Origin of the sequence: Pseudomonas sp. NBRC 100443, assembly GCF_030268185.1 — a bacterium.
In the GTDB taxonomy this organism is placed as follows: domain Bacteria; phylum Pseudomonadota; class Gammaproteobacteria; order Pseudomonadales; family Pseudomonadaceae; genus Pseudomonas; species Pseudomonas citronellolis.
The window spans coordinates 102547-126990 of the sequence record NZ_BSQE01000013.1 but is presented as its reverse complement, the minus strand read 5'-3'; the positions used below and the strand labels follow the sequence as shown (position 1 = coordinate 126990).

The 24444-nt window shown below is 68.4% G+C and carries 22 protein-coding genes and 1 riboswitch; of the genes, 10 read left to right on the top strand and 12 right to left on the bottom strand.

The window, feature by feature from the left end:
* Positions 1-510: 510 nt before the first annotated feature.
* From rhlE2 to QSJ95_RS18195, 6 genes are all read right to left on the bottom strand, one after another.
* Complete coding sequence (rhlE2, locus tag QSJ95_RS18220; protein ID WP_285644341.1) at positions 511-2499, bottom strand: RNA helicase RhlE2; 1989 nt, start codon at positions 2497-2499, stop codon at positions 511-513.
* Between the two features lie 248 nt (positions 2500-2747).
* Complete coding sequence (locus tag QSJ95_RS18215; protein ID WP_285644339.1) at positions 2748-3812, bottom strand: hypothetical protein; 1065 nt, start codon at positions 3810-3812, stop codon at positions 2748-2750.
* 69 nt (positions 3813-3881) lie between these two features.
* The gene (gene metF / locus QSJ95_RS18210) at positions 3882-4727 is read right to left on the bottom strand and encodes a methylenetetrahydrofolate reductase [NAD(P)H] (protein WP_043313153.1); all 846 of its coding nucleotides are present in this window, start codon (positions 4725-4727) and stop codon (positions 3882-3884) included.
* Between the two features lie 84 nt (positions 4728-4811).
* Positions 4812-6221 carry an adenosylhomocysteinase gene (gene ahcY, locus QSJ95_RS18205; protein ID WP_043313154.1) on the bottom strand — a complete coding sequence of 470 codons (1410 nt, stop codon included), beginning with the start codon at positions 6219-6221 and terminating at the stop codon, positions 4812-4814.
* A gap of 22 nt (positions 6222-6243) precedes the next feature.
* Positions 6244-6347: riboswitch (S-adenosyl-L-homocysteine riboswitch) on the bottom strand.
* A 147-nt stretch (positions 6348-6494) separates the two neighbouring features.
* Positions 6495-7718: a CaiB/BaiF CoA transferase family protein gene (locus tag QSJ95_RS18200; RefSeq protein WP_285644333.1), complete on the bottom strand. Its 1224-nt coding sequence runs from the start codon at positions 7716-7718 to the stop codon at positions 6495-6497.
* Positions 7719-7814: 96 nt separating this feature from the next.
* Positions 7815-8996 (bottom strand): acyl-CoA dehydrogenase, encoded by a 1182-nt coding sequence (locus QSJ95_RS18195; RefSeq protein WP_009613692.1) that lies wholly within the window; start codon positions 8994-8996, stop codon positions 7815-7817.
* 214 nt (positions 8997-9210) lie between these two features.
* Here QSJ95_RS18195 and QSJ95_RS18190 point away from each other — a divergent pair, with 214 nt between their 5' ends.
* The 5 genes from QSJ95_RS18190 (at position 9211) to QSJ95_RS18170 (ending at position 13423) form a co-directional block, all read left to right on the top strand.
* Positions 9211-10119: a LysR family transcriptional regulator gene (locus QSJ95_RS18190; protein WP_009613691.1), complete on the top strand. Its 909-nt coding sequence runs from the start codon at positions 9211-9213 to the stop codon at positions 10117-10119.
* A gap of 117 nt (positions 10120-10236) precedes the next feature.
* Entirely contained in the window at positions 10237-10644 is a 408-nt protein-coding gene (locus tag QSJ95_RS18185) for an acyl-CoA thioesterase (protein ID WP_009613689.1), read from the top strand.
* 131 nt (positions 10645-10775) lie between these two features.
* The gene (locus tag QSJ95_RS18180) at positions 10776-11783 is read left to right on the top strand and encodes an ABC transporter substrate-binding protein (RefSeq protein WP_285644327.1); all 1008 of its coding nucleotides are present in this window, start codon (positions 10776-10778) and stop codon (positions 11781-11783) included.
* Between the two features lie 57 nt (positions 11784-11840).
* The gene (locus QSJ95_RS18175; RefSeq protein WP_285644324.1) at positions 11841-12647 is read left to right on the top strand and encodes an ABC transporter permease; all 807 of its coding nucleotides are present in this window, start codon (positions 11841-11843) and stop codon (positions 12645-12647) included.
* Positions 12647-13423 carry an ABC transporter ATP-binding protein gene (locus QSJ95_RS18170; protein ID WP_043313159.1) on the top strand — a complete coding sequence of 259 codons (777 nt, stop codon included), beginning with the start codon at positions 12647-12649 and terminating at the stop codon, positions 13421-13423. Before QSJ95_RS18175 ends, QSJ95_RS18170 begins: the two co-directional genes overlap by 1 nt.
* A 3-nt stretch (positions 13424-13426) precedes the next feature.
* Here QSJ95_RS18170 and QSJ95_RS18165 read toward each other — a convergent pair whose 3' ends face one another.
* Positions 13427-14317: a TPM domain-containing protein gene (locus QSJ95_RS18165; protein ID WP_285644320.1), complete on the bottom strand. Its 891-nt coding sequence runs from the start codon at positions 14315-14317 to the stop codon at positions 13427-13429.
* Between the two features lie 2 nt (positions 14318-14319).
* Positions 14320-14934 carry a LemA family protein gene (locus tag QSJ95_RS18160; RefSeq protein ID WP_009613681.1) on the bottom strand — a complete coding sequence of 205 codons (615 nt, stop codon included), beginning with the start codon at positions 14932-14934 and terminating at the stop codon, positions 14320-14322.
* Positions 14935-15088: 154 nt separating this feature from the next.
* Here QSJ95_RS18160 and QSJ95_RS18155 point away from each other — a divergent pair, with 154 nt between their 5' ends.
* The 3 genes from QSJ95_RS18155 (at position 15089) to QSJ95_RS18145 (ending at position 17015) form a co-directional block, all read left to right on the top strand.
* Positions 15089-15919, top strand: a complete 831-nt coding sequence (locus QSJ95_RS18155) for an EamA family transporter (RefSeq protein ID WP_061563004.1) — start codon at positions 15089-15091, stop codon at positions 15917-15919.
* A gap of 119 nt (positions 15920-16038) precedes the next feature.
* The gene (locus QSJ95_RS18150; RefSeq protein ID WP_058070753.1) at positions 16039-16425 is read left to right on the top strand and encodes an MAPEG family protein; all 387 of its coding nucleotides are present in this window, start codon (positions 16039-16041) and stop codon (positions 16423-16425) included.
* A 131-nt stretch (positions 16426-16556) separates the two neighbouring features.
* Complete coding sequence (locus QSJ95_RS18145; protein ID WP_009613678.1) at positions 16557-17015, top strand: c-type cytochrome; 459 nt, start codon at positions 16557-16559, stop codon at positions 17013-17015.
* A gap of 333 nt (positions 17016-17348) precedes the next feature.
* Here the strand turns inward: QSJ95_RS18145 and QSJ95_RS18140 are convergent, their stop codons facing one another.
* On the bottom strand, positions 17349-17735 hold the full coding sequence (locus tag QSJ95_RS18140) for a DUF1090 domain-containing protein (protein ID WP_009613677.1): 387 nt from the start codon (positions 17733-17735) through the stop codon (positions 17349-17351).
* A gap of 149 nt (positions 17736-17884) precedes the next feature.
* Between QSJ95_RS18140 and QSJ95_RS18135 the strand changes: the two genes are divergently transcribed.
* Positions 17885-18874: a CE1 family esterase gene (locus QSJ95_RS18135; RefSeq protein ID WP_058070751.1), complete on the top strand. Its 990-nt coding sequence runs from the start codon at positions 17885-17887 to the stop codon at positions 18872-18874.
* Here QSJ95_RS18135 and QSJ95_RS18130 read toward each other — a convergent pair.
* On the bottom strand, positions 18853-19596 hold the full coding sequence (locus QSJ95_RS18130) for a metallophosphoesterase (protein ID WP_285644313.1): 744 nt from the start codon (positions 19594-19596) through the stop codon (positions 18853-18855). The two genes, QSJ95_RS18135 and QSJ95_RS18130, sit on opposite strands and share 22 nt — an antisense overlap.
* Positions 19597-19766: 170 nt before the next feature.
* On the opposite strand from QSJ95_RS18130, the gene QSJ95_RS18125 reads away from it, so the two are divergent.
* Complete coding sequence (locus QSJ95_RS18125) at positions 19767-21068, top strand: ferredoxin reductase family protein (protein ID WP_285644311.1); 1302 nt, start codon at positions 19767-19769, stop codon at positions 21066-21068.
* A gap of 4 nt (positions 21069-21072) precedes the next feature.
* Here QSJ95_RS18125 and ligB read toward each other — a convergent pair whose 3' ends face one another.
* Both ligB and metK read right to left on the bottom strand, forming a co-directional pair.
* Positions 21073-22737 carry an NAD-dependent DNA ligase LigB gene (gene ligB / locus QSJ95_RS18120; protein WP_285644310.1) on the bottom strand — a complete coding sequence of 555 codons (1665 nt, stop codon included), beginning with the start codon at positions 22735-22737 and terminating at the stop codon, positions 21073-21075.
* A gap of 503 nt (positions 22738-23240) precedes the next feature.
* Positions 23241-24431, bottom strand: coding sequence for a methionine adenosyltransferase (gene metK / locus QSJ95_RS18115; protein ID WP_009613672.1), 1191 nt, complete (start codon positions 24429-24431; stop codon positions 23241-23243).
* Positions 24432-24444 lie beyond the last annotated feature (13 nt).

Genomic DNA, 24444 nt, shown 5'->3' with positions numbered 1-24444 from the left:
CGAAGTTTCCGATTGGCGCCAAAACCTTTCTCGGCACGGACAAGCCCCCCTCTCCCTGAAGGGAGAGGGGCCGTTCGGTGTGCTCGGGTATTTCGGCGTTAGCCGGCTGCTACGAAGTTTCCGATTGACGCCAAGACCTCTCTCGGTACGGACAAGCCCCCTCTCCCTGAAGGGAGAGGGGCCGTTCGGTGTGCTCGGGTATTTCGGCGTTAGCCGGCTGCTACGAAGTTTCCGGTTGGCGCCAAAACCTTTCTCGGCACGGACAAGCTCCCTCTCCCTTCAGGGAGAGGGCTGGGGAGAGGGTGCTCTTAGCAAATGCCTGCCGCGAACACCATTCGCAAGCAAGCTCGCTCCTACAGCTCCGTAGGATGGGTGGAGCGAAGCGATACCCATCACCATGACCGCATGGGTTTCGCAAGCTCGACCCATCCTACGAAAGCACTGCGGTGCGGCCTTTTCCGTCGGCAAGAAAAAACCGCCCCGAGAGGCGGTTTCTTCAGCAACTGACACTCAACGGTTGCGCGTCAGCAGCGCCGGGCGTTCGCCCTTGTCGCGGCGCGGTTCCAGTTCTTCCAGTTGCTCGGCGGTGGGGAAGCGGTCGCCGCGGACCAGGTCGCGCTTGTTGATCACCACCGGCTGGCGGGTCGGCTTGGCGGCGCCGTACTCGCTCGGCTCGCGCAGCGGCGCATCGCTCATCAGCGAGGGTTGGCCCTTGCCGCCGCGCTTGCGGGCGGCGCGCTGCTTGCCCTGGGCGTTGCCGCCCTGGCCGCCGCGGGCCTGGCCGCTGGCGTTCTTGCCGCGGGCGCCCTGGCCGCCCTGGCCGGTGCCTTTCTGGCCCGGTTTGCCCTGCTTCTGGCCTTGGCCCTGAGCCTGGCCCTGGCCGCGGGCACGCTGGCCTTGGGACGCCTGGCCCTGGGGCTGGCCGCCGCGACGGCGCTGGCCGCGTTGCACGTCCTTGTCCGGGAAGGGGCTGACGTAGTCGGCGCGGTTGCCGAAGTTGTCGTAGTCGTCGTCGAGGAATTCTTCGGGGTCGCGGTCGTTGCTCTGCGCGGCCGGCTTGGGTGGCCTGGGCTGCTTGGCCTGGCCGTCGCCGCGCTGGGCCTGCTGGCCCGGCTGCTGGTCGCCCTGGGCCTCGCCCTTCTTCTTGCCGCGGCCGCCACGACGGCGGCGCTTGCCGGCCGGCTTGTCGCCCTGCTCGGCGCCCGCTTCGGCATGGGCTGCCTCGGCGGCGGGTTGCGCCTGCTGCGGCTCCTTGTCCCTGGGCTTGCGCTCGCGCTTGGCCTTGTCCTTGCGCGGCTGGCGCTGGGGCTGTTCCTTGGGCTCGGGCAGGGCCACTTCCGGCAGCACAGCCTCGGGGTCGAAGCCCTGGGTGTCGCCGGCGGGAATCTGCTGCCTGGTCAGGCGCTCGATGGCCTTGAGCAGCTTCTCTTCGTCCGGGGCCACCAGCGAGATGGCCTCGCCGCTGCGCCCGGCACGGCCGGTGCGGCCGATGCGGTGGACGTAGTCTTCCTCGACGTTGGGCAGCTCGTAGTTGACCACGTGGGGCAACTGGTCGATGTCCAGGCCACGGGCGGCGATGTCGGTGGCCACCAGGATGCGCACGTCGTTGGTCTTGAAGTCGGCCAGGGCCTTGGTGCGCGCGTTCTGGCTCTTGTTGCCGTGGATCGCGGCGGCCGGCAGGCCGTGTTTGCTCAGGTATTCGGCGAGGCGGTTGGCGCCGTGCTTGGTGCGGGTGAAGACCAGCACCTGCTCCCAGGCGCCTACGGTCACCAGGTGCGCCAGCAGGGCGCGCTTCTGTACCGAGGGGATGCGGAACACGCGCTGTTCGATGCGCTCGACGGTGGTGTTCGGCGGGGTGACCTCGATGCGCTCGGGGTTGTGCAGCAGCTTGTTGGCGAGGTCGGTGATGTCTTTCGAGAAGGTCGCCGAGAACAGCAGGTTCTGGCGCTTGGGCGGCAGCTTGGCGAGGACCTTCTTGACGTCGTGGATGAAGCCCATGTCGAGCATGCGGTCGGCTTCGTCGAGGACCAGGATTTCCACGCGGGAGAGGTCGACGCTGCCCTGGCCGATCAGGTCGAGCAGGCGGCCGGGGCAGGCCACCAGCACGTCGACGCCCTTGGACATGGCCTGGACCTGGGGATTCATGCCGACGCCGCCGAAGATGCAGGCGCTCTTCAGGGGCAGGTCGCGGGCGTAGACCTTGAAGCTGTCGTGGACCTGGGCGGCCAGTTCGCGGGTCGGCGTCAGCACCAGCACGCGCGCCTGGCGCGGGCCGTGGCGGTGTTCACGGTCGGGGTGGCCTTCGGGGAACAGCCGCTCGAGCACCGGAAGGGCGAAGCCACCGGTCTTGCCGGTGCCGGTCTGGGCTGCGACCATCAGGTCGCGACCTTGCAATACGGCGGGAATCGCCCGCTCCTGGACAGGGGTGGGCTGGCTGTAGCCCGCCGCCTCTACTGCGCGGGCCAGCGCCTCGGAGAGACCGAGGGAGGAAAAGGACATGCGGGGTATTCCTATATGAGCCGGCGGCTGGCCGGCGAATGTGAAGTCACCAAGTTCTTCGAACTCCTCTGTACCCTCGTTCCCGTGGCGGGAAGAGGGACGGCGCGGGGCGCTGCGTATGCACCCATGGCCGAGCTACTGGCAGGGGCCCTCGCGGGCTCCTCCGGGGGCCGGCGGCAAGGGCCGCCGGCCTGGGGTTTGCGCCCGGCCCCGGAAGGGCAGAGGCGCTGCCAGCGCCGGCCTGCCGTTCAGAGCAGGTCCTGCTGGCGTAGGTGCTGGCGTATCTCCTTGAGCCTTGGGCCGAGGAGATGGCGCAACACCTTGTGGTTCAGCCATTCACCGAGCTGCTCTTGCACCGGCTGGTCGGGATGGCGTGCGATGACATTGGTCGCGGCCTTTTCCCACCAGACGGGGCCGCAGGCCCGGTCGAACTCGTTGTCGTAGTCGTGGCACCCGTAGAACAGCTCCAGGCTGAACTGGCGCATCGGGACCGGCAACGGCAGTGTTCTCAGCTTGTACAGCAGGCGCGCGGCACGTGGTGGACGCGGCAGGCGGTCGGTCACCAGCAGGGTGTCGTCGAGAGCCAGGGGGCTGAGAAGGGACGTTCGGTGCTTGTGCAGCCAGGCCTGGGCTTTCGCCCGGAACAACTGCTTGCGGCTCCAATAATGGTGGATGAGGTCGGTACAGCCGACCGGTTCCAGTTGTCTGTAGGCCGCAATCGCCAGAACGAACTCTTCAAGATTATAGGCTGCGCGGGCAATTGGGTAGAGGTCATCCATCAATTCCAACGAACGGTCGAGTACGAGGGCGTCTTCGCGGGTCAGTCCGATCACCCCGGAATTGATCAGCGGCGTCCGTTCGTCGGCCAGCCCGCGGGCCTTCAGGGGCTCGATCAGTTGGCGATAGACGGGCGCCTGCGAGTCGCCAAGCCGGTGCCGCACGGCGTTGCACAGCAGGGCGCCGGGCCGCACCTGGGCGAACAGCCGGGCCGGCGATACGCGGAAGAAGGTGTCGGTGTCGATCAGCACGGCGGCGGGCAGTTCGTCGAGCGCCTGGCGCAGGGCCACGTGCTTGGCGCGGAAGTGATAGCCGTGGGGCCCGTACCAGCCGGCCAGGGTGCCTGCGTCGATGTGGCGCACCCGCACCGGCAGCCCGGCGTAGGGGGCGCCGTCATCGGTGACGACCTGGATGTCCAGGCGCAGCTGCGGCGTTTCCCGTGCCCGGGCGATGGCGCTGGCGATGCTGAACAGGGCTTCCTGATGGTAGGTCTGGCGACCGTACACGAGGTAGATCAGAGAGGGGGCATGTGCCATGCCATGTGCAACCTCTAGCGTCCTGGTCGGTGAACCGCCGCCCGTGGCGGGCGGCGGAACGCCGTTGCGCTAGCGGGGCAGCTTCAGGTTTTTCCACAGTGCCAGGCTGGGGTCGGCCTGGTTCAGCGTGTAGAAATGCAGCCCGGGGGCGCCGCCGTCCAGCAGACGTTCGCACATCTCGGTGATCACCTGCTCGCCGAAGGATTGGATGCTGGCGATGTCGTCGCCATAGGCTTCCAGCTGCTTGCGGATCCAGCGGGGGATTTCGGCGCCACAGGCGTCCGAGAAACGCGCCAGCTTGGAGTAGTTGGTGATCGGCATGATGCCCGGGACGATCGGGATGTCGACGCCCAACTTCTGTGCACGCTCGACGAAGTGGAAATAGCTGTCGGCGTTGAAGAAATACTGCGTGATTGCACTGTCAGCACCGGCCTTGACCTTGCGTACGAAATTGGCCAGATCGTGCTCGGAATTGCGTGCCTGCGGATGTACTTCCGGGTAGGCAGCGACCTCGATGTGGAAGTGGTCGCCGGTCTCGGCGCGGATGAACTCCACCAGCTCGTTGGCATAGCGCAGCTCGCCGCTGGCCATACCCATGCCCGAGGGCAGGTCGCCGCGCAGGGCGACGATGCGGCGGATGCCGGCGTCCTTGTAGTGGGCGAGCAGGGCGCGCAGTTCGGCCTTGGTGTCGCCGACGCAGGACAGGTGCGGCGCGGTGGGGACGTTCACCTCGCCGTCCAGCTGCAGGACGGTGACCAGGGTGCGGTCGCGGGTGGAGCCGCCGGCGCCGTAGGTGCAGGAGAAGAAGTCCGGCTTGTAGCCGGCCAGCTGGCGCGCGGTGGCCAGCAGTTTTTCATGCCCGGCTTCGGTCTTGGCGGGGAAGAACTCGAAGCTGAAGCGGCGATCTTGGGACATGGCTTTTTCCAAGCTTGAAGCTTGAAGCCTGAAGCTGGAAGCGGAGCCGCCAGGGCTTCCAGCTTCCAGCTTCCAGCTTCCGGCTTAGTAGCGGTAAGTATCGGGCTTGAACGGACCTTCGACGGTCACGCCAATGTACTCGGCCTGTTTCGGCGTCAGTTGGGTGACCACGCCGCCGAAGCCGCGGACCATCTCCAGGGCGACTTCCTCGTCGAGCTTCTTCGGCAGCACTTCGACGCTCAGGCGCTTGGCCTTCTCGGCGGCCGGCTGGTCGGCGAACTTGCGCTCGAACAGGTGGATCTGCGCCAGCACCTGGTTGGCGAAGGAACCGTCCATGATGCGGCTCGGGTGGCCGGTGGCGTTGCCCAGGTTCACCAGGCGGCCCTCGGCGAGCAGGATCAGGTAGTCGTCGTTGTGCGGATCGAAGCCGTCCTTGCCGGTGCGGTGGATCTTGTGCACCTGCGGCTTGACCTCTTCCCAGGCCCAGGTCTTGCGCATGAAGGCGGTGTCGATCTCGTTGTCGAAGTGGCCGATGTTGCAGACCACGGCGCGCTTCTTCAGGGCCTTGAGCATGCCGGCGTCGCAGACGTTGACGTTGCCGGTGGTGGTGACGATCAGGTCGATCTTGCCCAGCAGGGCGGCATCGACGCTGGCCTCGGTGCCGTCATTCAGGCCGTTCTTGTACGGCGAGACGACTTCGAAGCCGTCCATGCAGGCCTGCATGGCGCAGATCGGGTCGACTTCCGAGACCTTGACGATCATGCCTTCCTGGCGCAGCGACTGCGCCGAGCCCTTGCCCACGTCGCCGTAGCCGATCACCAGCGCCTGCTTGCCCGACAGCAGGTGGTCGGTGCCGCGCTTGATGGCGTCGTTGAGGCTGTGGCGGCAGCCGTACTTGTTGTCGTTCTTGCTCTTGGTCACCGAGTCGTTGACGTTGATCGCCGGGACTTTCAGGGTGCCGGCCTTGAGCATGTCGAGCAGGCGGTGCACGCCGGTGGTGGTCTCTTCGGTGATGCCGTGGATCTTCTCCAGCATCGCCGGGTATTTCTTGTGCAGGATCTCGGTCAGGTCACCGCCGTCGTCCAGCACCATGTTGGCGTCCCACGGCTGGCCGTCCTTGAGGATGGTCTGCTCGATGCACCACTCGTATTCCTGCTCGGTCTCGCCCTTCCAGGCGAACACCGGAATGCCGGCGGCGGCGATGGCGGCGGCGGCCTGGTCCTGGGTGGAGAAGATGTTGCAGCTGGACCAGCGCACTTCGGCGCCGAGGGCGACCAGGGTCTCGATGAGCACGCCGGTCTGGATGGTCATGTGGATGCAGCCGAGGATCTTGGCGCCCTTGAGCGGCTGGCTGGCGGCGTACTTGCGGCGCAGGCCCATCAGTGCCGGCATCTCGGACTCGGCGATGATCAGCTCGCGGCGGCCCCAGGCGGCCAGGGAAATGTCGGCGACTTTATAGTCGGTGAAACCGGCAGGCGTCATGACAGCGCTCATGCGTAACTCTCCATTCGTTGTCTGCGAATGGGCGCCGTTGATGCGTTAACGGCCGGCGGACGCCGACCGGGACGCGCCCCGTCCGAGCCTGACAAGCCTTGGCTTGCTGCAGCGCCCCTCGGAACGGGTGGCGGGAACGGCCGGAGCGGAGCCGGCCGGTGAAGCCTGCGGATTATAGCGATGCCGGGCGGCAAGCCAAAGGTTTTCCGTCGTCCGCCGGGCGGCGCCCGCGCCAGGGGCCGTGAATACCCTGGCGCGGGCCCCGCGCCGAACTCAGATCACGCCCTGCTCGCGCAGCTTGCCGATGGCGGCGGCGTCCAGGCCGAGCACGCTTTCGAGGATCTGCTCGGTGTGCTGGCCGAGGGTCGGCGGGGCGTTGCGGTACTCGACGGGGGTCTGCGACAGGCGGATCGGGCTGGCCACCTGGGGCACGGTCCCGGCCAGCGGGTGCGGCAGGTCCACGCGTAGGCCGCGGGCGATCACCTGCGGGTCGGCGAACACCTGGGCCAGGTCGTTGATCGGCCCGCAAGGCACGCCGGCCTGCTCCAGCGCGGCGATCCATTCGGCCGTGGTGCGCATCACCGTGGCTTGGCGGATCAGCGGGATCAGCACGTCGCGGTGGGCGACCCGCGCCTTGTTGCTGGCGAAGCGTTCGTCGTCGGCCCATTCCGGGTGCCCGGCCAGTTCGCAGAATTTGCGGAACTGCCCGTCGTTGCCGACCGTGAGGATCATGTCGCCGTCGGCGGTGGGGAAGTCCTGGTAGGGCACGATGTTCGGGTGGGCGTTGCCCAGCCGGCGCGGCGGAATGCCGGTGGTCAGGTAGTTCAGCGTCTGGTTGGCCAGGCAGGCCACCTGCACGTCGAGCAGGGCCATGTCGATGTGCTGGCCGATGCCGCTGACGTCGCGGTGGGCGAGGGCGGCGAGGATGGCGGTGGACGAATACAGGCCGGTGAGGATGTCGGTCAGCGCCACGCCGACTTTCACCGGGCCGGCGCCTTCTTCGCTGTCGGAGCGCCCGGTGATGCTCATCAGGCCGCCCAGGCCCTGGATCATGAAGTCGTAGCCGGCGCGCTTGGCGTAGGGGCCGGTCTGGCCGAAGCCGGTGATGGAGCAGTAGATCAGCTTCGGGTTGAGCTGCTTGAGCGACTCGTAGTCCAGCCCGTAGCTCTTCAGCCCGCCGACCTTGAAGTTCTCCAGCACGATGTCGGCCTTGGCCGCCAGCTCGCGCACCAGGCGCTGGCCCTCGGGCCGGGTGAAATCGATGGTGAGGGATTTCTTGTTGCGGTTGGCCGACAGGTAGTAGGCCGCCTCGCTGGTGTCGCGGCCCTCGGCGTCCTTGAGGAACGGCGGGCCCCAGGCGCGGGTGTCGTCGCCGCTGCCGGGGCGTTCGATCTTGATCACTTCGGCGCCGAGGTCGGCGAGGATCTGCCCGGCCCAGGGGCCGGCCAGGACACGGGAAAGGTCGAGAACGCGGATATGGGACAGGGCGCCGGACATGGATGACCTCGCAGAGGAGCTGGAAGCGGGAAGCTTGAAGCCGGAAGCCCGCGCCGGAGAGGCTTCCAGCTTCGGGCTTCCAGCTTATGGCTCGTCTTAGAAGAAAGCCTGGATGCCAGTCTGGGCGCGGCCGAGGATCAGCGCGTGGACGTCGTGGGTACCTTCATAGGTGTTCACCACTTCCAGGTTGACCAGGTGGCGGGCCACGCCGAACTCGTCGGAGATGCCGTTGCCGCCGAGCATGTCGCGGGCCATGCGGGCGATGTCCAGGGCCTTGCCGCAGCTGTTGCGCTTCATGATCGAGGTGATTTCCACCGCGGCGGTGCCTTCGTCCTTCATCCGGCCCAGGCGCAGGCAGCCTTGCAGGGCGAGGGTAATTTCGGTCTGCATGTCGGCCAGTTTCTTCTGGATCAGCTGGTTGGCGGCCAGCGGGCGGCCGAACTGCTTGCGGTCCAGGGTGTACTGGCGGGCGGTGTGCCAGCAGGCCTCGGCCGCGCCCAGGGCGCCCCAGGAGATGCCGTAGCGCGCCGAGTTCAGGCAGGTGAACGGGCCGCGCAGGCCGCGCACTTCGGGGAAGGCGTTCTCTTCGGGGACGAACACGTTGTCCATCACGATCTCGCCGGTGATGGAGGCGCGCAGGCCGACCTTGCCGTGGATCGCCGGGGCGGACAGGCCTTCCCAGCCTTTCTCCAGGACGAAGCCGCGGATCTGGCCTTCGTCGTCCTTGGCCCAGACCACGAAGACGTCGGCGATCGGGCTGTTGGTGATCCACATCTTGGCGCCGGACAGGCGGTAGCCGCCGTCGACCTTCTTCGCGCGGGTGATCATCGAGCCCGGGTCGGAGCCGTGGTTCGGCTCGGTAAGGCCGAAGCAGCCGATGTATTCGCCGCTGGCCAGTTTCGGCAGGTACTTCTGCTTGGTGGCTTCGTTGCCGAACTCGTAGATCGGCACCATGACCAGGGACGACTGCACGCTCATCATCGAGCGGTAGCCGGAGTCGACGCGCTCGACCTCGCGGGCGATCAGGCCGTAGCACACGTAGTTCAGGCCGCTGCCGCCGTACTCGGCGGGGATGGTCGCGCCGAGCAGGCCGGTCTCGCCCATCTCGCGGAAGATCGCCGGGTCGGTCTGCTCATGGCGGAAGGCCTCCAGCACGCGCGGGGCCAGCTTGTCCTGGGCGAACTGCTGGGCGCTGTCGCGAACCATGCGCTCTTCTTCGGTGAGTTGCTGATCCAGCAGCAGCGGGTCTTCCCAGTTGAAGCTTGCTTTGGTGGCCATCGGGTTACCTCGGGGCAGTGACAGGGTGTCCGACCAGTTTAGGCGGACGCAGTGCGGTCGATCCTAGTCAGCCGCCGACCGGTGCGGCAACCGACTAATTCGCACGCTGTTGTGCTATTTTCTCACTCCGTGATCGCCCGGGCCCCATGAAACGAATGTTTGAATGCCCTGTTTCCCGGGCTTCGCGGATCACGAGATTCCCAAGAGGCATTCGATGCGGCGCAAGATCCCCACCACCGCGGCGCTGGTCAGCTTCGAGTCGGCGGCGCGCCACGAGAGCTTCACCAAGGCTGCCGAGGAACTGTCGCTGACGCAGAGCGCTATCTGCCGGCAGATCGCCGGGCTGGAGGCGTTCCTCGGCGTCGAACTGTTCCGCCGTTCGCGGCGCGGCGTCAAGCTCACCGAGGCGGGGCTGGGCTACAGCCGGCGCATCGCCGCGCGGCTGGACGCAGTGGAGCGCGACACCCTGGCGGTGATGGGCCAGCAGGGCGGCGGCAGCATCGAGCTGGCGGTGGTGCCGACCTTCGCCACCCAGTGGCTGTTGCCGCGGCTCAAGGCCTTCAAGGGGCTGTACCCGGAAGTCACGGTGAACCTGACCAACCGCACCCGGCCCTTCCTCTTCGCCGACACCGATTTCGACTGCGCGCTGTACTTCGGCGACGGCGCCTGGTCCGGCACGGTGAAGCACTTCCTCATGCGCGAGAACCCGGTGCCGGTGTGCAGCCCCGAGCTGCTCGAAGGCCGCGCCAGCCTCGGCGCCGAAGAGATCGCCGCGCTGCCGCTGATGCAGCAGACCACCCGGCCCTACGCCTGGCGCCAGTGGTTCGGCTCCCTGGGCATGAGCGTCGCCCACGACATGAGCGGCACCCGCTACGAGCTGTTCTCCATGCTCGCCCAGGCGGCCGAGCAGGGCATGGGCGTGGCGCTGATCCCGCCGATGCTGATCCAGCGCGAACTGGCCGAGGGCCGGCTGATCGTGGCGATGCAACATGCCTATTTGAGCGAGCATGCCTATTACCTGATGATTCCCGAGCGCAAGGTGGAGTCCGCCATCGTCCGCGCCTTCCGCGACTGGCTGGTGGAACAGGCGCGCATCTACCGCGAGGAGGCCGGCCTGGGCTGACTCCAGGCAGGACGCGCAGCGGCGATCCGCGCGATAATTGCGCAGCCGGCGGGGCTCGACCCGTCAACTTGCCGACAAGGCATCGCGCTCACGAGGCGCAACCAGCAAGGAGTTCCCATGAATTTCCACACCCGCAAATGGGTAAAACCCGAAGACCTCAACCCCAACGGCTCGCTGTTCGGCGGCAGCCTGTTGAAGTGGATCGACGAAGAGGCGGCCATCTACGCCATCGTCCAGCTGGGCAACCAGCGCGTGGTCACCAAGTTCATCTCCGAGATCAACTTCGTCAGCTCGGCGCGCACCGGCGACATTATCGAGATGGGCATCACCGCCACCGACTTCGGCCGCACCTCGATCACCCTGACCTGCCACGTGCGCAACAAGATCACCCGCAAGAGCATCCTCACCATCGACAAGATGGTCTTCGTCAACATGGGCCCGGACGGCCTGCCGGCGCCCCACGGCAAGACCGAGATCACCTACATCAAGGACCAGTTCAAGGACGGGGACGACCTCGAGCCCTGAGCCTGCGGGCCCGCAGCGACGCATCCAGGCTTTGCATCCGCGCGGTTTCGTGTGAGCCTGTGCCCGCCCACGGCGGGTGCGGGCCACCGCTCCCCCGTCGTACCACCACAGAAAAAGACCGGGGAGACACCATGCAAGCGCCCATCGCATCCACGCTGCGCCGCCTCGTCGCGGCCACCTGCTGCGCCGTCCTGCTGGGCGGCGCCGCCCAGGCCGCCGAGCCCAAGGCCGACCTCAAGCCCGAGGCCGGCACCTTCAAGATGGGCATGCAGCCCTGGCTGGGCTACGGCCAGTGGTACGTCGCCGAGCAGGCCGGGGCCTTCAAGGCCAACGGCCTGGACAAGGTCGAACTGGTCAACTTCACCGAAGACAAGGACATGAACGCCGCCCTGGCCAGCGGCCAGATCGACGGCGGCAACCTCGCCACCCACACCGCCATGGCCATGGTCGCCGCCGGCCTGCCGGTGAAGATCGTCCTGCTGCTGGACCAGAGCACCAGCGCCGACGCGCTGATCGTCGACCCCTCGATCAAGACGCTGAAGGACCTCAAGGGCAAGCAGGTCGCCTATGAAGAGGGCACCACCAGCGACATCCTCCTGCACAGCGCCCTGCGCAAGGCCGGCCTGAGCCTGGCCGACGTGCAGCCGGTGCCGATGCCGGCGGCCAACGCCGGTTCCGCGCTGATCGCAGGCCAAGTGCCGGCGGCGGTGACCTACGAGCCCTACCTGAGCGCCGCCAGGCAGCAGAACCCGAAAGTGAACCTGCTGTACAAGGGCTCGGACGACCCGGGCATCATCAGTGACGTGTTCGTGGTCCGCGACGAGGTGCTCAAGCAGCGCCCCGGCCAGGTGCTGGCCCTGCTCAAGAGCTGGGAAGCCGGCCTGAAGCACTACCAGGCCCACACCGCCGAAGGCCGCGCGGCCATCGCCAAGGGCGTCGGCGCCGAGCCGGCGGAGCTGCAGAGCGCCTTCGACGGCGTGCGCTTCTATTCCCTGGGCGAGAACAAGACCGAGCTGAAGGGCGCCTTCGTCAAGGACTCCTTCGCGCACATCCAGAAGGCCGCCAGCGAAGCCGGCATCATCCAGCAGCCGGTGACCCCGGAACAGGCCGTCGACGCGCGCTTCGCCGAGGCGCTCTGACGCACCCCGCGCGCCGGCTCCGGGCCGGCGCGCTTTCCCCGTTACCCCGAGCCTCGCATGAACGCCCGTAAATCCTCCCCGCTGTTCGTCATCGGCAAGCCGCCGGCGCGCACCCACCTGCTGCTGATCGGCGGCGGCGTATTCGTCCTGCTGGCCCTGGCCTGGTGGGCGGCCGGCGCCAGCGGCGCGGTGCCGAAGATCTTCCTGCCGGCGCCCGGCGACGTCTGGGCGCGCATGCTCAGGCTGGCCGCCGACGGCACCCTGTGGGCCGACCTGAAGGTCAGCGTCTACCGCATCCTGGTGGCCTTCGCGATTTCCTCGGCGATGTCCATCGTCATCGGCGTGTTCGCCGGCTGCTACGGCTTCTGGAAGGCCGCCACCGAGCCGCTGGTGGACTTCGTGCGCTACATGCCGGTGGTGGCCTTCGTGCCGCTGAGCATCCTCTGGGCCGGCACCAGCGACTTCCAGAAATTCCTCATCATCTGGATCGGCACCTTCTTCCAGCAGGTGCTGATGGTGATGGACGCCATCAAGCGCGTGCCGCCGGACTTCGTCGGCCTCGGCCGGACCCTGGGCATGCCCGACCGGCGCATCCTCCTGAAGATCGTCCTGCCCAGCGCCCTGCCGGGCATCTGGGACGCCCTGCGCATCAGCCTCGGCTGGGCCTGGACCTGGCTGGTGCTGGCCGAGCTGGTGGCCGCCACCTCGGGCCTGGGCTACCGCATCGTGGTGTCGCAGCGCTTCTTCCAGACCGACACCATCATCGGCTACATCCTGCTGCTCGGCCTGCTGGGGCTGGTCACCGACCAGGCCATGCGCGCCGCCGAGCGCGTCCTGTTCCGCTACAACCGGAGGCGCGGCTGATGGCGACCCTGGAGATTTCCGGCCTGAACAAGAGCTTCGCGGTCGGCAGAGAGCGCCGCGAGGTGCTGCGCAACATCGACCTGACCCTGGCGGACAACGAGTTCGTCTCCATCGTCGGCACCTCCGGCTGCGGCAAGAGCACCCTGCTGTCCATCGCTGCGGGGCTCGAGGACTTCGACAGCGGCAGCGTCAAGGTCGACGGCGTGCCCATCGCCGGCCCCGGCCTGGACCGCGGCGTGGTGTTCCAGGCCTACACCCTGCTGCCCTGGCTGACCGCTCGGCAGAACGTCGAGTTCGCCCTCAAGGCCGCCGGCCGCTCCCGCGCCGAGTGCCGCGAGATCGCCGCCGAGCACCTGCAGCTGGTGAAGCTGGAGAAGTTCGCCGACGCCTATCCCACGGAGCTGTCCGGCGGCATGAAGCAGCGCGTGGCGATCGCCCGGGCGCTGTCCTACCGGCCGAAGATCCTGCTGATGGACGAGCCCTTCGGCGCCCTGGACGCCATGACCCGCCACCAGATGCAGGAGCTGCTCACGCGTATCTGGGAGACGCACCGGCTGACGGTGATGTTCGTCACCCACGACGTCGAGGAGGCGGTCTACCTGTCCGACCGCATCGTGGTCATGGGCCTGGGCCCGGGGCGGATCAAGACCACCTTCGACGTGGGCCTGCCGCGCCCGCGCCGCGAGGAGATGGCCGGCAGCGCCGAGTTCATCGAACTGCAGCGCCAGGTGCTGCGCTCGATCCGCGAGGAAGAGGCCGGCGCCGCGGTGCTCTGAGGCTCACCAGCGGCCGGAGGCCCCGCCGCCGCCGCTGGAACCCCCGCCCCCGCCGAAGCCGCCGCCACCCCGGCCACCGAAGCCGCCCCCGCCGAAACCGCCGCCGCGCCCGCCGCGGAAGAAGCCGGCCGGCAGCAGGAAGAAGGGGTAGGCGATGAGGGCGAAGACGAAGGCGCTGACGCCGTTGTTGACCAGCGCGGCGAAGCTGAAGGTCAGCACCAGGCTGAGCGCGCCGGCCAGCACCCCGACGACCACGCTGCACACCACATAGCGGCCGAAGCTGCGCTGGCGCATGAACGGCAGCGGCAGCAGGCGCCCCAGCAGCGGCACGCCGGCCAGCAGGGCGAACAGCGGCAGCAGGCTGCCGGCCGGCAGGCCCAGGTCGTCGCCCTGGGTGGCCTGTTGGGGTTCGGGCAGCGCCTCGCCGTCGATCAGCTTCTCCAGGCTGTCCACCCCGGCCTGCACGCCGCCGGCGAAGTCGCCTTCGCGGAAGTGCGGGACTATCTGCTCGCGGATGATGCGCCCGGCCAGCACGTCGGTGATGGCGCCTTCCAGGCCGTAGCCGACCTCGATGCGCAGGGCGCGGTCGTCCTTGGCCACCACCAGCAGCACGCCGTCGTCCACGCCCTTGCGGCCCAGCTTCCACTGCTCGAAGGCGCGCACCGCGTACTGCTCGATGCTCTCCTCGCCGGTGCTGGGGATCATCAGCACCGCCAGTTGCGCGCCCTTGCGCTGCTCCAGCGCCGCCAACTGCTGTTCAAGGCGGCCGCGCTGCTCGGCGTCGAGGGTGGCGGTGAGGTCGGTGACCCGCGCGCTCAGCTGCGGCACGGCCACCTCGGCCCGCGCCAGGCCCGCGCAGCACAGCAGGGCCAGCGCCAGCAGCCAGGCGCGCATGCTCATTGCGCCGGTTGCGGCTGCGGCGTGCCGAAATCGACCTTGGGCGCGGTGGAGATGGCCGCCTCGTTCTCCACGCTGAAGTTGGCCTTGGGCTGGTAGCCGAAGATCTTCGCGGTGATCACCTGCGGGAACTGGCGGATCAGCACGTTGTAGTCCTGCACCGCCTTGACGTAGCGGCCGCGGGCCACGGTGATGCGGTTCTCGGTGCCTTCGAGCTGCGTCAGCAGGTCCTTGAACAGGCCGTCGGCCTTGAGCTGTGGATAATTCTCGGTGACCACCAGCAGCCGCGAGAGCGCCGAGCTGAGCTCGCCCTGGGCCTGCTGGAAGCGCTGCATGGCCGCCGCGTCGCCGAGCTGGTCGGCGTTGAGGGTGGTGCTGCCGACCCTGGCCCGGGCCTCGGTGACCTGGGTGAGCACGGCGGCCTCGTGGGCGGCATAGCCTTTCACGGTGTTGACCAGGTTGGGCACCAGGTCGGCGCGCCGCTGGTACTGGTTGAGCACTTCGGACCAGGCCGCCTTGACCTGCTCGTCGCCGGCCTGCATGGCGTTGTAGCCGCAGCCGGTGAGCAGGGAGACGAGGACGTAGCAGCACAGGAACTTGAGCATTCGGGGCATGGCAGGGGACTCTGGCGATCGCGAAACCCCCAGTCTAGACCAGCCACGCTCCTCGGTGCGCAGCCGCGTGCGCACTTCAGGCCTTTCCGAGGCTTGCCGAGCATTGGGGGCGAGGCGCTAGAATCGCAACTGGTCTATACCAGGAAGCCCCGCCTTGTTCGCCACCGCCCTGGTGCTGCTCGCCGCCGTGCTCCACGCGGCCTGGAACACCCTCGTCAAATTCAGCGCCGACCGCCTGCTGGTGGTGGCCTGCATGGACCTCGTCGGCCTGCTCGTGGCCCTCGCCCTGCTGCCCTGGATCAGCCTGCCGCCGGCCGAGGTCTGGCCCTGGCTGGGCAGCGCCGTGGCCCTGCAGCTGGTCTACCGGGTGCTGCTGATCCAGGCCTACAAGGTCGGCGATCTCGGCCTGGTCTACCCGCTGATGCGCGGCCTGTCGCCGCTGGTGGTGCTGGCGCTGACGCTGCTGGTGGGCGGCGAGCAGCTCAGCGACCGGCAGGTCCTCGGCATCCTGCTGATCCCGCTGGGCATGCTGTTCCTGCTCAAGGGCGGCGGCGGTTCGCGGCTGCCCTGGATCGCCTTCCCCGTGGTGCTGCTGATGGGCCTGTGCATCGGCAGCTACACCTGGACCGACGGCCACGCCCTGAAGCGCTGGCCGCAGCCGCTGGACTACCTGGTGTGGCTGACGCTGCTTTCCGGCGTGCCCTTCCCGCTGCTCGCCCTGGGCGCGCGCACCCGCGCCTTCGCGCGCTTCTGGCAGACGCAGTGGAAGCTCGGCCTGTGCGTCGGCATCTGCGTGATGGCCAGCTACGGCCTGGTGCTCTGGGCCATGCAGCTGGGCTCGGTGGCCGAGGCCGCGGCGCTGCGCGAGACCAGCGTGGTGCTGGTGGTGCTGTTCGGCATGCGCTTCCTCAAGGAGCCCTTCGGGCTGCCGCGCCTGCTGGCGTGCAGCCTGGTGCTGGCGGGGATGCTGGTGATGAAACTCTGAGCTTGGCGAACAGGCCGCGAGATTGGCCGCTTTGGCGCACGCATCCGCCCGCCGGCCACTGACCTTCGCCTATGCTTGGCGGCAACCTGCCGACTTCCCAGCCGACGAGACCTCCGTTCATGCCCATCGCCTTCTGGTGCATCCTGATCGCCATCTTCCTGCCCTACCTGGGCACCAGCATCGCCAAGTTCACCGGCGGCGGCTTCGGCCCCCGGCAGAACCACGACCCGCGCACCTTCCTGGCCAGCCTGGAGGGCTACCGCAAGCGCGCCAACGCCTTCCAGCTGAACAGCTTCGAGGTCACCCCGGCCTTCGCCATCGCCGTGCTGGTGGCCTACGTGGTGGGCAACGCCGAGCCGGCGACCCTGGATACCCTGGCCATCGCCTGGCTGACCAGCCGCCTGCTCTACCTGATCTTCTACCTCGCCGACCTGGCGCTGCTGCGTTCGCTGGTGTGGTTCGTCGGCATGGCGCTGATCGCTGCCTTCTTTGTGGTCTCCGCCTGAACCGCAGCTGAACGGTTCGCGCATCGCTGCGGCGGATGGCCGCAGGCGGGCGCGCGGGCTCTGGATCAATGCCGGGTAGCGGCGGATAATCCGCCGCTCCCGTGTCTGGCCTGTCCTACAAGAGTCCGCTCATGAAGCTGAAGACCCTGCTCGTCCTGCTGTTGGCCGGTGCCGCCCTGGCCGGTTGCCACCGCCTCGATCCGAATTCCCCGCTGGCCAAGCGCCAGGCGATCTTCAAGCAGATGCTCCACGCCAGCGAGGACATGGGCGGCATGCTGCGCGGCCGCGTCGTCTTCGACGCCGAGAAATTCCGCGCCGACTCGGTCAAGCTCAACGAGCTGGCCGGCCAGCCCTGGCAGTATTTCCCCACCAGCAAGCCGACCGACGAGGGCGGCGACAGCCGCGCCAAGGACGAGCTGTGGCAGCGCCAGCTGGAGTTCCAGGCCGACGCCAAGACCTTCCAGCAGGCCGCCGCCGCGCTGGAGGCCAACACCCGCCAGGCCACCCCGACCGCCGACGGCGTGCGCAAGGACCTGGCCGCGGTGGAAGATGCCTGCGAGGCTTGCCACAAGAAATTCAGGGCGCTTTGACGGGCGCTCTGCTTTTTTTGGAGCGAGTTTGCTCGCGAACGGAGTTTCCCGGTAGCTACGGTGTCTGGGATTAAGTCCGCCCCCTCTCCCTAACCCTCTCCCTGAAGGGAGAGGGGACCGTTGGGCAGGGTTGGGGATTCTGGAGTCAGCCGGCTGCTCCGCTGGTTTCCAGCTGAAACCATTTCTTCTCTCGGCACGGACTAGCCCCCTCTCCCTTCAGGGAGAGGGCTGGGGAGAGGGAGCGGAGCCGAACCAAAACACCGAGGCCGCCTGGAAACGCTGTTCGCGAGCAAGCTCGCTCCTACAGGTAGCCAGCCAGGCAACCACCCCCACTCACTCCTCCAACTCCCGCTTCGCCTGCTCCAGCTCCGCGCGGGCCTCGGCCAGCTTGTCCTTGCGCTTCTCGATCTTCTGCGCGTCGCCTTTGTTCATGGCCTTGCGCAGGTCGCTTTCGCGCTGGCTGACTTCGCGCTCGGCGTCCAGCACGCGCTGGGTGCGCTTTTGCGTCAGGCTGCCGTCAGTGCAGTAGGTGCGGGCCTTTTCCAGGGCGGTTTCCAGGCCGGCGATGGCGCCCTTGTCGCCGCGGGCGCGGGCTTCTTCCAGCTTGCCGGCGATGGCCGCCTGCTTGGCGGCGCAGCCGCTCAGGGGCTGCTCGGGTTGCGCGGCGAAGGCGCCGGTGCAGAGCAGTGCGGCGAGGCTGAGGGTAATGGATCGGAACATTCTCGGGTCCTGCGTTACCAAATGAGATATCGATGCTGACGAACGTCTAGAGTTTGCCATTAAGCGCGCGCGTGGGGGTTGCCCCATGGCAGTCCGCGGCCTGGTCGATCCATTGAACGCGCTCCGCCGGGCGGAGCGGGGGAGGCTGGATGCGTATCGCGATTCGCCTGGTTCAGACGCTGATCCTGCTGTTGCTGGCGGCCCTGCTGGTGGGCGCCTGGTACCTGCTGCCCGGCGAGCAGTTGCGCCCGCCGATGCTCACCGGGGTGAGCGAGGACAGCTCGCTGCGCGCCGGCGGCCTGCGCCGCGGCTACGTGCTCTACGTGCCGCCCAACCTGGCGCCGAACCCGGCGCTGCTGGTGGTGCTGCACGCCTCGCGCAGCAACGGCCAGCTGATGCGCCGCGACAGCGGCTTCGGCTTCGACGCCCTGGCCGACCGCGACGGCTTCCTGGTGCTCTACCCGGACGGCTTCGAGGGCCACTGGAACGACTGCCGCAAGGTGGCCAGCTACAGCGCGCGCGCCCGCAACATCGACGATGTGGCCTTCCTCACCCGGCTGGTGCGGCGGATTCAGCGCGAGCGCCAGGTGGACCCGCAGCGGGTGTTCTTCGCCGGCTACTCCAACGGCGGGCAGATGGCCCTGCGCATGGCCGCGGAGTCCGAACTGCCGCTGGCCGGCATCGCCCTGGTGGCGGCCAGCCTGCCGAGCGCGGCGAACGACGCTTGCAGCGAGTCGCAGCGGGCCGTGGCGGCGCTGCTGATGAACGGCACGCGCGACCCGATCAACCCCTACGGCGGCGGGCGGGTGAAGCTGTTCGGCTTCGGCGACCGCGGCGAAGTGCTCTCCAGCGAGGCTTCGGCCGGCGAGCTGGCGCGGCGCAACGGCATCAGCGCGCCGGCGCAGCGCGAGCCGCTGACGCGCCCCGGCCCGGTCTGGTCGGAGCGCTGGCAATGGCAGGGCGAGGGAATGCCGCCGGTGGAACTGGTGAGCGTGCACGGCGGCGGCCATCTGTTGTCGCAGCCGGGCTATCGGCCGCCGCGCCTGTTCGGCATGGCCGACCCCGAGCTGGACGGGCCGGCGGAGATTTGGCGCTTCTTCAAGCAGTTGCCGGTGGCTCAGACTTCCACGGTGCCGTAGGCGTCGAAGCCGCCCTTTTCGCCCGGGTAGCCGCCCGGGTTGGCCACCACCCGGGCGCGGCCGATGCGGTAGTCCAGGGCGTCGTGCACGTGGCCGTGCAGCCACAGGTCGCACTGCTGCACCAGGTGCTCCAGGTCCGAGGCGAAGGCCGGCGACAGGCTGTCGCCGACATATTGCGGCGGAATGGAGCGGGCGCTGGGCGCATGGTGGGTGACCACCACGGTCGGCCCGGCGAAGGGCTCGGCCAGCTGCGCCGCCAGCCAGTCCCGCGAGGCCTCGAACAGTTGCTGGCTGAGCGCCGGGGTGAAGGGCGCGGTGAACCAGTCGATGCAGCTGAAATCGGGCATCAGGCGCAGCGCGCGTTGCAGCGTCAGCGGCAGGCTTTCCTCGCCGTAGAGCCGGAAGTCCGTCCACAGGGTGGCGCCGAGGATGCGCACGCCATCGATGACCACCGCGTCGTTCTCCAGGAAGTGAATGTCCAGGGCGCGGGCCAGGTTGCGCATGGCCTGGGTCAGCTCCGGCAGGTCGGCGTTGTAGAACTCGTGGTTGCCGGCGACGTAGACCACCGGCGTGTCGGGGAAGGCTTCGCGGGCCCAGTGCAGGCCCTGCAAGTGCTCGTGGATGTCGCCGGCCAGCACCACCAGGTCGGCGTCCACCGCGGGCAGCTCGCGGCGGCCGCCGAAGTGCTCGTGGTGCAGGTCGGAAAGGACGCGGATACGCATGCGGGGTGTCTCCTGGCCGGGTCCGGCATTGTGCTGCACGCCCGCGGCCTTGCCCAGCGCTTGACCTGGATCATGGCAAGGCCGAACAGCGGAAAATTCCCATACGAACTTCAGGGATGATTAAGGCCGCGCGCCCAGTCTCGGACCAGGCTCGCAACCAGGGAGGCCATATGAAGTTCGTAGGCATCGTCATCGCCACCGTATTGGCGGCGTTCGGGCTGGCGCTCGCGCTCGATCCGCCGGCCACTTTCGATATCTGGGTCCTGCGCAAGCAGGCCATCCTGCTGAGCGGCGTCGTCGCCTTCGCGCTGATGTCGCTGATCATGCTCCTGGCGGTACGCCCGGCCTGGCTGGAGCGGCCGCTGGGCGGGCTCGACCGCATGTACCGGGTGCACCGCTGGGCGGGCATCCTGGCCATCAGCCTGGGCCTGCTGCACTACCTGCTGGAGCTGGGCGGGCCGCTGCTGGCGAAATTCGTCGCCAAGCCGGCGAAGGGGCCGCGGGTGGAGACCTTCCTCGAGGTCTTCCGCGGCTCGGCCAAGGAGCTGGGCGAGTGGTCGGCCTGGTTGCTCGCCGCCATGCTGGTGCTGACGCTCTGGCAGCGCTTCCCCTACCACCTGTGGCGCTACGTGCACAAAGCGCTGGCGCTGGTCTACCTGGTGCTGGCCTTCCATGGCGTGGTGCTGGCGCCGGCCGGCTACTGGGCGCAGCCACTGGGCTGGCTGCTGGCGCTGTGCGCGGCGCTGGGTTCGGTGTGCGCGCTGATCGCCCTGAGCGGGCGCATCGGCCGGCAGCGCACGCACCAGGGCGTGGTGGTGGCGGTGGCGCGGCCCGGCGAGCGCATGCTGGAAGTCACCTGCCGGCTCGGCCGCAACTGGCGGCACAAGGCCGGGCAGTTCGCCTTCCTCACCTGCGACCGCCTGGAGGGGCAGCATCCCTTCAGCATTTCCAGCGCCGACCAGGGCAACGGCGAGGTGCGCTTCAGCATCAAGGCCCTGGGCGACTACACCCGGCGCCTGCAGGACTCTCTGGCGCCGGGCGATGCGGTGAAGGTCGAGGGGCCCTATGGCTGCTTCGACTTCCGCCGCGGCGGCGAGCGCCAGGTGTGGATCGCCGGCGGCATCGGCATCACGCCCTTCCTGGCCTGGCTGGAGGCGCTGCAGCAGCACCCCGCCGATGCGCCGGAAGTGGAGCTGCACTACTGCGTGCGCAGCCCCGCCGACGCCATCTACGCCGGGCGCCTGCGCGAGCTGTGCGACGGCCTGCCCAGCGTGGCGCTGAAGGTCCACTACAGCGCCGAAGAGGGCTACCTGCGCGGCGACGACCTGAGCATGGCGCCGGACGCCTCCGGTCGCTGGCCGAGCCTGTGGTTCTGCGGCCCGCAGGGCCTGGCCGACCTGCTGCGGCGCGACCTCGGCCGGCGCGGCATGCCGGCGCGCAATTTCCACCAGGAAGCCTTCCGCCTGCGCTGAGGGCTTAGAAGCCGGCTACCCCGGCCGCGGCGAGCTGGGCGCCCAGGCGCTGCACCTCGTGGTCGGCGAAGAAGGCCTGCAGTTGCCGGGCCCGGACCGGCCCGACACCCGGCAGCTGGCGCCAGTCGCTGGCCTGCCGGGCGCTCAGTTCGGCCCAACCTTCGGTGGCCGGCAGGCTGTCGACCTGGGGCACGCCCAGCGCCCGCAACCAGTGCTGGAAGGGACGCTGTCGCGCGGCGCGGAACTGGGCGTGCAGGCGTTCGCCACTGTGCTCGGCGAAGCCCGGCAGTTGGCGCAGGGCTTCCGGCGGCAATTCCAGCCAGTCGAGCAGGCCGGCAATCTGGCCGGCTTCCAGCAACGTCTGCCAAGTCCCAGGCCCCACGCCTTCCAAGGCCAAACCCTGTTCGCCGCCCAGCCAGGCGAGGCGGGCGAGGAACTGTTCCTCGCAGCCGGGCGTTGCCCGCCAGCAACTGAGCGCGTGGTAGCGCCCGGGCTGCGGCGGCTCTACCGCAAGACGCTGCGGCGAGCGCCAGACCACGCTTTCCAGCCGCGGGATGGTCAGGCCGGCCAGGGCGATGGCCACCTGGTCGCCGGGGCGGATATCCAGGGCCTGCCAGCGCCGCGTCGAACCGAGGCTGACCTGGGCGATGCGGCGCTCGTCCAGGGTCACCGGTTGCAGTTCCAGCAGCGGCGTCACCCGTCCGGTGCGGCCGATGCGGAAATGCACCCGGCGCACCTCGGCCAGGGCCTGGCGGTAGGGGTATTTCCAGGCCAGCGCCCAACTGGCGCTGCCAGCCTGCCAGGCCTTCGCGGCGGGGCGCGAGCCTTGGCGGAGGACGATGCCGTCGCTGGCGAAGGGCAGGGGGCTGCGGTACCAGTGCTCGCGCTGGTGCTGGGCGTCCTCGAAACCCGTCACCGGCAGCGTCAGGGCCGCGCTGTCCGCGAGGCCCAGCGCTCTCAGGCGCTCCAGGCGTTGCGTCATGTTCCCGGGGCCGTGCGGCAATTCCCAGACGAACAGGCCGACCTGCGAAACCTGTTCGCCCGGTTCGCTGCGCGCCATCAGCCCGGCGACCTTGCCGCGGGCGCCGAGGCCGCCCTTTTGCGCCTGCACGTGGCCCGGCAGGCGCCAGTAGAGTTCGCCCTGCAACACCAGCCGCCCTGTGGCGGGCAGACGTTGCGGCACGGCCGGCAGGCGGCGGGCGTTGGCGGTCCAGTCCTGGCCGCGGATGCCGTCGCCACGGCTGATGGCCTGGACCAGTTCGCCGTCCTGGTAGACCAGCGTCACGGCCACGCCGTCGACCTTAGGTTGCACCCAGAGGTCCTCGCGCCCGGCCATCCACTGGCGGACTTCGTTGGTGTCGGCGGCCTTGTCCAGGCCGGTATGGGCTGCGGGGTGGCGCAGCTTGCCGCGGGTGGCCGGCAGTGGCGGGGGCGGCTCGATGGCGAGCTGTGGATAACAGCTGCGCCAAAGGCTGAAGCGTTGCCGGGCCTGGTCGTAGAGTTCGTCGGCGATCGGGCTTTCGCCGCGCTGGTGGTAGGCCTGGTCCCAGGCTTCCAGTCGCTGGCGCAGGCCCAGCAGCTCTTCGCGGGCGCGCTGTTCGGGCCAGTCGGGGCAGGCCAGGGAGAGGCTGGGGAGGAGCAGCAGGGCTGAGGCGAGCAGAGCTTTCATCGGCGGGCTTCCTTGCGCCTGGAGGGGGTTCCAGACTAGGTGCGCCGCCGCCGCGAAGGGGCCGGGTGGAGTGTGGGAGGCTTCCGGGATGCGGCGCCATCGCGAACAGGATTCAGGGAGCGTCGTGATTTCACTTCACGCCAAACGGTGAATCCAATCGCGGACAGAGTCCGCTCCTACGCCCAAGCTTCCCTGAATCGTAGGAGCAACTGTCTCACCGGCTGCGCCGAGCTGCTTTACGTAGGATGGGTTGAGCCTGCGAAACCCATGCGGTTGCGCTGATGGGTATCGCTTCGCTCAACGCCATCCTACGGAAAGCCATGCTCGCTCATGCGGTAGTAGACTCTGTCCGCGATGGGATCGAGGTCGGAGCGAAGGACAGAATGCGTGCGCGAAGCCATGGCCCATCCCATACGAAAAATGCCGTTTCCCCCAGACAGAGAAACGGCATTCTTTCTTACCGTGAACAGCCTGCCGGAGCAGGCTGTTCCGTCGGACGGACCTTACAGGCCAGCCGCGTCACGCAGGGCGGCGGCCTTGTCGGTGCGCTCCCAGGTGAAGGCGGTGAAGGTATCGTCACCGTAGGTCAGCTCGTACGGATTGCGACCGAAGTGACCATAGGCCGCGGTCGGCTGGTACATCGGATGCAGCAGGTCGAGCATCTTGGTGATCGCGTACGGACGCAGGTCGAAGTGCTCGCGAACCAGCTGGACGATCTTCTCGTCGCTGATCTTGCCGGTGCCGAAGGTGTTCACCGAGATGGAGGTCGGCTGGGCCACGCCGATGGCGTAGGACACCTGGATCTCGCAACGCTCGGCCAGGCCGGCGGCGACGATGTTCTTGGCCACGTAGCGGCCGGCGTAGGCAGCCGAACGGTCGACCTTGGACGGGTCCTTGCCGGAGAAGGCGCCGCCGCCGTGGCGGGCCATGCCGCCGTAGGAGTCGACGATGATCTTGCGCCCGGTCAGGCCGCAGTCGCCCACCGGCCCGCCGATGACGAAGTTGCCGGTCGGGTTGATGTGGAACTGGGTGTCCTTGTGCAGCAGCTCGGCCGGCAGCACGTGCTTGATGATCAGTTCCATCACGCCTTCGCGCAGGTCGGCGTAGGAGACTTCCGGGTTGTGCTGGGTGGACAGCACGATGGCGTCGATGCCCACCACCTTGCCGCCTTCGTAGCGGCAGGTGACCTGGCTCTTGGCGTCCGGGCGCAGCCACGGCAGCAGGCCGGACTTGCGCGCTTCGGCCTGGCGCTCGACCAGGCGGTGGGAGAAGCAGATCGGCGCCGGCATCAGCACGTCGGTCTCGTTGCTGGCGTAGCCGAACATCAGGCCCTGGTCGCCGGCGCCCTGGTCCTCGGGCTTGGCGCGGTCGACGCCCTGGTTGATGTCCACCGACTGCTTGCCGATGATGTTCAGCACGCCGCAGGTGGCGCCGTCGAAGCCGACGTCGGAGCTGTTGTAGCCGATGTCGATGATGACCTTGCGCACCAGGTCTTCGAGGTCGACCCAGGCCGAGGTGGTGACTTCGCCGGCGATGATGGCGACGCCGGTCTTCACCAGGGTCTCGCAGGCCACGCGGGCGTACTTGTCCTTGGCGATGATGGCGTCCAGCACCGCGTCGGAGATCTGGTCGGCGATCTTGTCCGGATGGCCTTCGGATACGGATTCGGAGGTGAAAATCGAGTATTCGCTCATCTAACGGTTCCTG